The organism is Allorhizocola rhizosphaerae (assembly GCF_003426775.1).
Lineage (GTDB): Bacteria > Actinomycetota > Actinomycetes > Mycobacteriales > Micromonosporaceae > Allorhizocola > Allorhizocola rhizosphaerae.
In genome coordinates this window covers 32,769-41,803 of record NZ_QJUG01000056.1, presented here as the reverse complement: position 1 = coordinate 41,803, position 9,035 = coordinate 32,769, and the positions used below count along the sequence as shown (strand labels likewise).

Genomic DNA, 9,035 nt, shown 5'->3' with positions numbered 1-9,035 from the left:
CTTTTGTCGGGGGTTCCCGGGGGTCGTCCCCCGGGGTTGGTATTGCGGGCTGTGCCGAAGCCGCGGAGGGGCGGCGAGCAGGGCTCGCCGCTTTTGTCGGGGGTTCCCGGGGGTCGTCCCCCGGGGTTGGTATTGCGGGCTGTGCCGAAGCCGCGGAGGGGCGGCGAGCAGGGCTCGCCGCCCCGGGCTGCGGGCCGGATCCAGCGCGGCCCGCAGCCGTTTTATCCCTTAAGGTGCGGCTCTTAAGGAGCTGTTCCTCGGACGCCCGTGACCTTCCAGATCTTGCCGTTGGCCTTCGCCATCAGGTACAGGTCGCCCGCGCGATCGATGCCGAGGCGCAGGTCGACCCGGTTGTCGCCGGCGAGCGTCTTGAGGGTGGTGAGTTGGTTGCTTGAATTGTAAATGTTAAGCCGGTAGAGCGGGGCATAGCTAGCGCCCCGCACCATTTGGCTCTCGTTGGTGTAGAACACCCAGCCTTGCACCAGATCACCGAAAATGTACTTGCCCTGCAGCGCCGGGAACGCGGTGCCGCGGTAGACGAAGCCTCCGACTACCGCGCGGCCGACGTCGGCCGTGCAGGAGGTGCCGGCCGGCGGGTCGTGGTCATAGGCGGCGACCGGATAGTCGTAGCCCAGTGTGGCGTCGTTGGCCGGCAGGGGATAGAGATTGCACCGGTCGGACTTGTTGAACACCCACGAGCCTTCCCGCTGCGGCCAGCCCATGTTGTCGCCGGCCCGCACATCGTAGACGGCCTCGACATCGTGTTCGCCGATGTGGCCTAGGAACAGCTTCCCGCTGCCGCCCCGGTCCCAGCTGAACCGGTGCGGATCACGGTATCCGTAGGCGTAGATCTCGCCCAACCGTCCACTTTGGCCAACGAACGGGTTGCCGGGCGGGATCCCGTACTTCCGGTTGGCGCTGTTGTTGCCTGCCGGGTTGATGCGCAGCAGTTTGCCGAACGGCAGGCTGAGGGTCTGCGGTTCGTTGTTGCCCGAGCCGCTGCCGCGCCCGCCGTCGCCGACCGCGACGTAGAGCAGCCCATAGTCGGCACTGCTCGGTGTGGCGTTGGGATTGAAGTCGATCTGCTGGATGGCATGGATGTTCGTGCCGAACCCTATTCTCAAAAGCTCTCTTCTGGTACCAGAAAAGGTGTTTGAAGACGGGTTGGCCGCAGTCCACTCCGTGACGATGCTTTGCACCGCGGGGTTGGATTGTGTCCAATCCGGCGTGCCGTTCGGCGTCTCGCTGTGCACCGTGTAGAACTTGCCGTTCGTCGCGAACTGGGGGTGGAACGCGACGAAACCGAATCCGCTGCCCAAACCGCGCCCGGACATGAAGTTGCCGCCCACTGTCGCCCGGACGTCCAAATACACGGACGGCGTCCCGCCCGCGGCGCCCAGGAAGTAGAGCCTGCCGTTGAGGTCCGGGACGAATCGGCGCCCATCCGGCAGCTCGCCGAGATAGTTGATGCGGGCGTGCCGTTGCAGCCGCGAGTCGGTGGGTGTCGGGGTGGGGGACGATTGCGGGAACTGGGCCCATTCGGTGAGCACCAGCCCGAGCCCCGACTGGATCGGGTCCTGCGGGATCGGGTTGGCGATCGGGCCGCCGCCCCCGCCCGTTCCATCGTCGACGGTTAGCGAGTCGACGTTGGCGAGCCCATTGGCCGTGGTCGACGTGATCCGGATGATGCTGGTACCGGCCGGAAGCGTCGCCGTGGCGGTCTGGTTGACCCAGGTGGTCCACGATCGGGTGCCCGGGAATGATTGGGTGGAGTGGGTGGTGCCGTTGATGGTCAGGGTCGCGGGGCGGTTGACGTTCACCCCGTTGGCATAGCGGAACGCGAGCGTGCGGCTGCCCGCGCTGGAGTTGGTCACCGTGAACTCGATCGACGCGCCGACGACGTTGTCGCTGTTGACGTAGCCGCTGCCGGTGTAGCCGGAGCGGGTGCTCTCGATGACGCCGCTGGTGATCGTGGCGCTTTCCGCCTCGTACACCACCGGCGCGGCGACGGCGGGTGCGGTCACGACGGCCGTGATCAAGCCGACCACTCCCAGTCCGGCCAGCCGCTTGCTGGTTCTCCTCATAGGGTCGCTCCTTCGCGTGGGTACCGCTGGGACCGGCTGCCCCCAATCTCCAGGTGCGGAACCCGTTAGGCAGGCCGATTGCCTGCCAGTTATTAAATCGATTCAACCCTACGCAGAGATCGCCGTCAATCATCCGACCTATTTGAACGGGCGTGCACGACCCGGCCCGCCTTCAGCGCCAGCTCACGGGCTGGCCGCGTCACCCCCGCCTCAGCCGCGGACGAAACCCGCACGGCGACGAGATCGGCCGGCCCGCCCGGCACAAGCCCATAGGTCGGAAGTCTGAGCAGATGCGCGCCTCCGAACGTGGCCGTCGCCAACGCGAGCTCGATGTCGTCGTCGCGCCGGAACGTGCTTCGATAGGCCACATGCATCGCGCGTTCGAGCATGTCACCGCTGCCGTACGGGCCCCAGCGATCGCGGATCCCGTCGTGTCCACAGCGACATTCACCCCCGCCTCGCGCAAACGTTTCACCGGCGCGACCGGGAAGTCGTACACGGCCGCGGTCACGATGCTCACTTTGGATGACGCGAGCTTCGCGGCTGGAGGCGGCGGGTGCGTCGGATTGCCCGCTCAAGGGGCTGCAGTCAGAACTGGCTGAACAGCGAGCGGTGCAGGTCGGCGCCGCCGTAGCCCTTGGGGGACTCACGCTCGGGCTTGTGCTCCGGGCCGCCGCGCTCGCCGTCACCGACCGTCAGGTCCTGGTGCTCCTCTGCGAAATCGGGCTCCCGCTCGGGCTCCGGCTCGGGGATTTCCTCCGGCGAAACGGGCCTATGTGGGGTGTTCAATGCCAGCTCCCGCCCACCAGGAGCAGCGCGCTACGAACGTCCGCGATGTCCTGATATCGCGCGACCGGGAGCTTGCGCAGCAGCCGGGCCGCTTCCTTGTCGCCCATCTCCACAGCATGCGCCACGATCTCCTGTTTCGTGGCGGGAAACTCGAGATCGCCGAGCGCGTCCTGCACGTGGGACCAAGCTGTCCCCTGCATGCCTGCGCTTTACCCGCCTTGGGCGCGCGCTAACCCAGTGCGGACGCCGTGACCGTGGGCGGGCGGGCCCCGAGGAAGAAGATGCCTGGCAGGCCGCGCGTGTGGAACCCGTCGGTGTAGATCGCGCCGCCGCTCCCGCCGCCCGGGGTCCCGGTCTTGGCGGGGTTGGCCCCGTACCCTGTCGCCTCATTGTTTTTCATTATGCAGTTGAGCACGACCCAGGAGACGCCGATGCTGCTGACTGCGCCCCCGTTCGAGCACGATCCGCGCTCGAAGGTGCTGTTGACCAGGTAGACCGGCCGTCCACGATGCTGGTTGAGCACGCGCAGCGCCGCGCCACCCAGATCGGGCCCGGTCCGGTCGCAGCGGTTGCCGGTGAAGTGCGAGTTGACCACCTTGAACCGTCCACCGCGGACGAACTGGCGCCACCCTGCGGATTGCCCATCACAAACGGCGTTTGCGAAGGCGACGGAGACGCGACGATCGAGGTCACCGCCACCGACGGCGGCGACACAGACGGCGCCACCATTACTGGAGCCGAGGCACCACACCCACCCAGCACGAGACACATCAGCATGAGCGGAATCCGCACGCGCCGATGCTACGCCGCGGTTGCGGTGGGCACCCGCGCGGTCACCACCAGCCGCACCCGCGCCGCCGCCACCTCCGGCGTCGCGTCGGCGTCCACCACCTCGAACTCCTTGAACTCGGGCAGGCTCCGATAACCACTGTCCAATTCGTACAGATACTGCAGATCCTCGGTGTCGTATCCGCGTGCATCGATGCGCGCCTTGGCCACCTCGGGCGGCGTCGTGATGAAGCACACCAGATCAGGCTTGGGGAACACCGAATAGCACAACCGGGCGAACCGCTCGCCCCGATATCCGCGCGCTCGGATCATCGCGTATTGGCAGTACGCATACCGGTCCATCACGGCCGTGCGCCGCCTGAACCGGGAGACGGCCAGCCCGCGCGCGATCCGGAACCACCGGTTGGTCGACTCGACCGCGACGAACACGTTGCGCCCCAACATGTCGATCGCACCCTGCCAGCCCAGCCGCCGGGCGAAGCGGTCGATGGCCACCCGCCCGCCGGGGTTTTCAAAATACTCTGCCGGTACCCCTTGCGCCGTCAGCCATCGCGCCAGGTCCTTGGCGAGCAGCGTCTTGCCTGCACCATCGATCCCGACCAGCGCGATAACTCTCCGTCTCGCCATCGCCCCCATGCTACGGGGCGGGCGCACCAGGTCGACTAAGCGTCGAGCACATATAGGTAAACAGTGACGTCATCAGGGTGGTCCAGGTCGACGAGCGCGCTCCTGACGATGCCGACCTCCAGCGACCCATCATTGACCCCCGACACGTTGCTCGGCGCCCGAGGAGTCGCGTGGCGAATTGTCGGAGGGTTTCGGCAGGATGGGCGGCATGATCGGAGAACTCAAGACCGTCGTCATGGACGCGGCCGACATCGCCGGCCTGTCGGCCTTCTATTCCGGGCTCGCCGGGTGGACACAGCTCTACGCCGACGACCACTGGATCACCATGACCACCGATGACGGCTGGCGCATCGGACTGCAGCACGCGCCCGATCACGTGCCACCGCGCTGGCCCGACCCGGCATACCCACAACAGGCGCACCTCGATCTGCGCGTGCCAGAGCTGGCCGCGGCCTCCGAGCGGGCGGTGGCGCTTGGCGCGACCCTGCTCCAGGAAAGCGAGACCTGGCACACGCTCGCCGACCCGGCCGGTCACCCGTTCGACCTGTGCCGCTACGCCGACAATCCCAGGACCACGCTGATGGGCGTCATGCTCGACTGTCCCGACGCCAAGGAGCTCGCGGTGTTCTACAGCGAGTTGCTGGGCAAGGCGGTCACCTACGAGGGCGACGGCATGGCGATGATCGGTGAGGAGGGCGCCCATCCGATCCTGTTCCAGCAGGTCGATGTCTACCACGCGCCACAGTGGCCGGATCCGGCGCACCCGCAGCAGTTCCATCTCGACGTCACGATCGACGATATCGAGGCCGCGGAGCGGGCGGCGCTCGCGATCGGCGCCCGGCGCCTGCCCGGCGAGGGGGAAAACTGGCGCGTCTACGCCGACCCGGCCGGCAAGCCGTTCTGCCTGCTCTGGTCCGTCTAGTGACCGCTTCCTCCGCGTTCCTCCGCGCCGGCGACGGGAAGGTGGGTGGGGCGATGGGGGAGGGCGGTGGAAGACTGGCGGGGTGTATGAGATCAAGTGGCTGACGGCCGGCGACCAGACGGCGGCCTGGCGCATGGGGAGCCTGGCGTTCGGATACCACGACCGCGATATGCCAGAGGGCTGGACGTCCGACACCCCGGGCCGGCACACGCTCGGACTGTTCGACGCGGACGGCACGCTCGTGGCCAAGGCGGTCGACCGGGAGCAGGGCCAGTGGTTCGGCGGGCGGGTCGTTCCCACATCCGGGATCGCGGGTGTCGTGGTCCTACCCGAGCTGCGCGGCCGTGGGCTGCTGCGGCAGCTGCTGCCCCCGCTGCTGCGGCACGCCCGGGAGCGCGGCGCCGTGATCAGCACCCTGTTTCCCTCGACCCCGTTCCCGTACCGCAGCCTGGGCTGGGAGGAGGTGGGCGCGCTCACCTTCTTCGCGCTGCCGACCGCGAACCTCGCGTCGGCCAAGGCGAGCCCGGCCGTGACGCTGCGCCCCGCGACCGACGCCGACGAGCCGGCCATCAGGCGGCTCTACACGGATGTCGCGCGGGCGAGCACCGGGTTGATGGACCGCGAGCCGCCGCTGTTCGCGGGAAACCCCGTGGGCGCCTTCGACGGACTGACGATGGCCGTCGACGCCGATGGCACGCCGGTCGGTTACGCCAGCTGGAATCGCGGGCCGCGATACGACGAGTCGGGCAAGGTGACCGTCTATGACCTGATCGGCGCGACCCGCCAGGCCACCGACACGCTGCTGGCCATGTTCGCCACGTGGGCGAGCGTCGCGCCGACCACCGTGCTGCGGCTGTCCACTCCGGACCCCGCCTGGCTGACCATCAACCAGGCCGGGGCACGCGTCGACTCCCGCAACACGTGGATGCTGCGCATCGTCGACGCGGCGGGCGCCGTCGCGGCGCGCGGCTGGCCCGAACACCTGGACACGCAAATCGACCTTTATCTGAGCGATCCCGAATGCCCGTGGAACGAGGGGCCTGCCCGGCTCGTGCTCGCGGGCGGGCAGGGCAAGCTTGAGCCCGGCGGCACGGGCGAGCTCCGGCTCACCCCGCGCGGGCTGGCCCTGTGGTATGCGGGGGCCGCCTCGACCGCGATCATCGAGCGGGCCGGCCTGCTGAGCGGGGGCTCATCCGGTACCCACCGGATAATGGACAGCGCCGCGATGGGGCCGCAACCCGCCCTCCTGGATTATTTTTGAGCATGTCTCAAGAATCCCCAGTGGATAAGGCGATCCGCGAGGCGCAGGAGCGCGGCGAGTTCGACAACCTGCCCGGGGCCGGCAAGCCGCTGCCGGGCGCGGGTGAGGGATACCGCGAGGACTGGTGGCTCAAGCAGTGGATCCAGCGCGAGCAGATCACCGGGGCCGTCCCCGCGACGTTGTTGCTCCGCCGCGACGTTGAGGACGTCGACGACGCGATTGCCCGGTGCCGCACCGAATCGGAGGTCCGCCGGTTGGTCGACGCGCTCAACGAGCGGATCGTCAAATCCCAGCGCGGCTACCTGGACGGCCCACCGGTCGTGCTCAAGACGCTCGATCCGCAGGAGTTCGTCCGGCGCTGGTTTGCCCGCCGGGGCGAGGGGTAAACGACCGGCCAGGCGGCCCGGCACAGCGGGCCACACACGGGGGGAAGCAAAAATGGGTAAGAACACGCCCAACATGCCCAGCGGCGGCCGTGAAGAGCTGACCGAGGAGGCCAGGCGACGCGGCGAGCAGTTGCGCGACGACGTGCAGCAGACCGGTCAGAAGGCCGGCCAGAAGACTGCCGAGAAGGGCCGTCAGGCCGGTGAGTCGATCCGAGACAAGGCGACCGGCATGCGAGACAAGCGGGGCAACCAACCGTCGCAATAGATTCCGTGAGGCGGGCGCATCGCGCCCGCCTCACCATGGGCTAGTGGCGGGACAGCCAGTCGGCGACGATGGCATCGACCTTGGCCGCGTGGGCGGTCTGCGGCGCGGGCTCGACTCCGGGCTCCTCGGCCAGCGCGTGACCCATGCCGGGCACCGTGACCAGTGAGCTGATTCCGGGCAGCTGCTGCCAGAGCCGTTCGGCCGGATCACGCAGGTTGGCGTCATCGTGCTCGCCCGTGACGAGCAGGATCGGCACGTTGTGCTTGGCCAGCTCGTCCGCGCGGGCCAAGAAGTCGTAGCGGTCGGCGAGCGCGCGCGAGGCATCCGACCACGGGTAGGCCATGCCGAACGCGGCCTCGTTCGCCGCGACCAGCCCGGAGAGCTGGATCGTCGGGCTGATCAGCGCGGCGGCGCCCACGTCCGGGTCGCCGGCCAGTTCGAGGACGGCGAGGCTGCTGATCGACGCGCCGACCAGTTTGACCGGCCCGTCGCCGACCGGGAACTCCCGGCGCAGGGCCTTGAGCACGGCGGGGAAACGGTCCACCGTCTGCTCGACAACGGGGCCGAACACGTCCAGCACGGGGTCGTTTTGGAAGGTGTGCGAGGGCAGCTGGAGATACACCCGCCAGGCGTCCACGCCGTCGAGGGGCAGGGCCGAGGCCATCGCGAGCTCGTTGCGCGGCGGGTCGAGCATGGGCCACACCACCACGAGTTCGCCGCTGCCGCCGCTGCGGGGTGGATGGGCGAGGAACGGCACATGTGCGGCAATACCTTGCGTGTTCATGATCTCAAGCATTCACCCGCCCGAAGTGAGTGTCGAACAACAGAGTTGATCCATTGGCCAACCGATGGTTGTCAGGCAAGGTAGGGAGCATGGACCTGGATCTTGCGCACGTGCGGGCGTTTGTCTGCACCGCCGAGGAGCTGCATTTCGGGCGTGCGGCGGCCCGCCTGTTCCTCACCCAGCAGGCGGTGTCCAAGCGCCTCCAGCGGCTGGAGGCGACGCTCGGTGAGCCGCTGCTGCTGCGCGACCACCAGGCGGTGGCGCTCACCGACGCCGGGCGGCGGTTCCTGCCGCACGCCCGTGCGCTGCTGAGCCTCGCCGACACGGCGATCGCGGCCACCCGGGCGCCGGTCATGCCACTGCGCGTCGATGTGTGGGGGCCGGTGCACGTGCCGCTGCGCATCATGCGCCAGCTGGCGTTGGGGGAGCTCATCTTCGAGCTGAGCATGCGGCGCGGGCTGGACAGCGCCCTCGCGGCGGTCGAGCGCGGCGAGCTCGATGTCGCGTTTGGACGCCCGCACGACCTCGGCCGCCCCTGGCCCGCGGGCGTTTCCCGCCAACTGTTCTTCCTCGAACCGGTCGCGGCCGCTGTCGTGAATGGACACCCGCTCGCGGACCGTCCTGTGCTGACCTCCGCAGAGCTGCGCCAGACCGGGCTGTGGCTGCCGTTCACCGACAAGCCGAGCGAGCTGGTCGGGCTTCTAAAAGCCTTCGCAAACCATTTGGGGGTACCGGTTGAGGCCTCGCCGCTGAACGTCGGCGTCGAACACACACTCGACGAGCTGCGCCGCCACCCGCATCGGGTGACTCCCGTCGGTGCGCAGTGGACACTCCCGCCGGACATCACCGTCATCCCACTTTCGCCGGCCCCGTTCCTGCCGTGGTCTGCCGTGTGGCGCGACGACAACCGCCATCCGGGACTGCCGCACCTGGTCGAACTGCTGGCCAAGGCCAGCGCGCAGGGCGATTGGCTCGCCTTCGACCCGGCCACCGACTGGCTGCCTCCGCCGGATCGCGACGACCTGCCGACCTAGTCGGCTTGGGGCAGGCGATCACCCGATCCGGTTGTCCGGGCCGCTTGAGGCGGCTCGAATAGGCATCTGCCGATAAACTGAGCACCCTTTGCGG

At 68.5% G+C, this 9,035-nt stretch carries 12 protein-coding genes; 5 read left to right on the top strand and 7 right to left on the bottom strand.

The annotated features are described in order from the left end of the window. Window positions 1-242: 242 nt before the first annotated feature. The 6 genes from DM816_RS14530 to DM816_RS14505 all read right to left on the bottom strand — a co-directional run bounded on the left by DM816_RS14530 (window position 243) and on the right by DM816_RS14505 (window position 4,289). On the bottom strand, window positions 243-2,084 hold the full coding sequence (locus tag DM816_RS14530) for a PQQ-dependent sugar dehydrogenase (RefSeq protein WP_117210759.1): 1,842 nt from the start codon (window positions 2,082-2,084) through the stop codon (window positions 243-245). Window positions 2,085-2,209: 125 nt separating this feature from the next. Next, window positions 2,210-2,473: a hypothetical protein gene (locus tag DM816_RS14525; RefSeq protein ID WP_117210758.1), complete on the bottom strand. Its 264-nt coding sequence runs from the start codon at window positions 2,471-2,473 to the stop codon at window positions 2,210-2,212. Between the two features lie 199 nt (window positions 2,474-2,672). Continuing rightward, window positions 2,673-2,873: a hypothetical protein gene (locus DM816_RS14520; RefSeq protein ID WP_117210757.1), complete on the bottom strand. Its 201-nt coding sequence runs from the start codon at window positions 2,871-2,873 to the stop codon at window positions 2,673-2,675. Then, window positions 2,870-3,073: a DUF2795 domain-containing protein gene (locus DM816_RS14515; RefSeq protein WP_117210756.1), complete on the bottom strand. Its 204-nt coding sequence runs from the start codon at window positions 3,071-3,073 to the stop codon at window positions 2,870-2,872. Before DM816_RS14515 ends, DM816_RS14520 begins: the two co-directional genes overlap by 4 nt. A gap of 29 nt (window positions 3,074-3,102) precedes the next feature. Further along, window positions 3,103-3,468 (bottom strand): hypothetical protein, encoded by a 366-nt coding sequence (locus tag DM816_RS14510; RefSeq protein ID WP_342768705.1) that lies wholly within the window; start codon window positions 3,466-3,468, stop codon window positions 3,103-3,105. 206 nt (window positions 3,469-3,674) lie between these two features. Beyond that, complete coding sequence (locus tag DM816_RS14505; protein ID WP_117210755.1) at window positions 3,675-4,289, bottom strand: dTMP kinase; 615 nt, start codon at window positions 4,287-4,289, stop codon at window positions 3,675-3,677. A 208-nt stretch (window positions 4,290-4,497) separates the two neighbouring features. Here DM816_RS14505 and DM816_RS14500 point away from each other — a divergent pair, with 208 nt between their 5' ends. From DM816_RS14500 to DM816_RS14485, 4 genes are all read left to right on the top strand, one after another. Then, window positions 4,498-5,211 (top strand): VOC family protein, encoded by a 714-nt coding sequence (locus tag DM816_RS14500; RefSeq protein ID WP_117210763.1) that lies wholly within the window; start codon window positions 4,498-4,500, stop codon window positions 5,209-5,211. 82 nt (window positions 5,212-5,293) lie between these two features. After that, window positions 5,294-6,472 carry a GNAT family N-acetyltransferase gene (locus DM816_RS14495; RefSeq protein WP_117210754.1) on the top strand — a complete coding sequence of 393 codons (1,179 nt, stop codon included), beginning with the start codon at window positions 5,294-5,296 and terminating at the stop codon, window positions 6,470-6,472. A 20-nt stretch (window positions 6,473-6,492) separates the two neighbouring features. After that, entirely contained in the window at window positions 6,493-6,858 is a 366-nt protein-coding gene (locus DM816_RS14490) for a DnaJ family domain-containing protein (RefSeq protein ID WP_246001940.1), read from the top strand. A 52-nt stretch (window positions 6,859-6,910) separates the two neighbouring features. Further along, window positions 6,911-7,123 carry a hypothetical protein gene (locus tag DM816_RS14485; protein ID WP_162907471.1) on the top strand — a complete coding sequence of 71 codons (213 nt, stop codon included), beginning with the start codon at window positions 6,911-6,913 and terminating at the stop codon, window positions 7,121-7,123. Between the two features lie 40 nt (window positions 7,124-7,163). Here the strand turns inward: DM816_RS14485 and DM816_RS14480 are convergent, their stop codons facing one another. Further along, on the bottom strand, window positions 7,164-7,907 hold the full coding sequence (locus DM816_RS14480; protein WP_117210762.1) for an alpha/beta fold hydrolase: 744 nt from the start codon (window positions 7,905-7,907) through the stop codon (window positions 7,164-7,166). An 89-nt stretch (window positions 7,908-7,996) separates the two neighbouring features. On the opposite strand from DM816_RS14480, the gene DM816_RS14475 reads away from it, so the two are divergent. Beyond that, window positions 7,997-8,941, top strand: a complete 945-nt coding sequence (locus DM816_RS14475; protein ID WP_117210751.1) for a LysR family transcriptional regulator — start codon at window positions 7,997-7,999, stop codon at window positions 8,939-8,941. The last annotated feature ends 94 nt before the right edge of the window (window positions 8,942-9,035 follow it).

Excerpts from the sequence above, each read along its gene's own strand:
- DM816_RS14480 (WP_117210762.1), bottom strand. The coding sequence starts at position 7,907 with ATGAACACGCAAGGTATTGCCGCACATGTGCCGTTCCTCGCCCATCCA.
- DM816_RS14505 (WP_117210755.1), bottom strand. The coding sequence starts at position 4,289 with ATGGCGAGACGGAGAGTTATCGCGCTGGTCGGGATCGATGGTGCAGGC.
- DM816_RS14475 (WP_117210751.1), top strand. The coding sequence starts at position 7,997 with ATGGACCTGGATCTTGCGCACGTGCGGGCGTTTGTCTGCACCGCCGAG.
- DM816_RS14515 (WP_117210756.1), bottom strand. The coding sequence starts at position 3,073 with ATGCAGGGGACAGCTTGGTCCCACGTGCAGGACGCGCTCGGCGATCTC.
- DM816_RS14485 (WP_162907471.1), top strand. The coding sequence starts at position 6,911 with ATGGGTAAGAACACGCCCAACATGCCCAGCGGCGGCCGTGAAGAGCTG.
- DM816_RS14500 (WP_117210763.1), top strand. The coding sequence starts at position 4,498 with ATGATCGGAGAACTCAAGACCGTCGTCATGGACGCGGCCGACATCGCC.
- DM816_RS14525 (WP_117210758.1), bottom strand. The coding sequence starts at position 2,473 with ATGCTCGAACGCGCGATGCATGTGGCCTATCGAAGCACGTTCCGGCGC.
- DM816_RS14530 (WP_117210759.1), bottom strand. The coding sequence starts at position 2,084 with ATGAGGAGAACCAGCAAGCGGCTGGCCGGACTGGGAGTGGTCGGCTTG.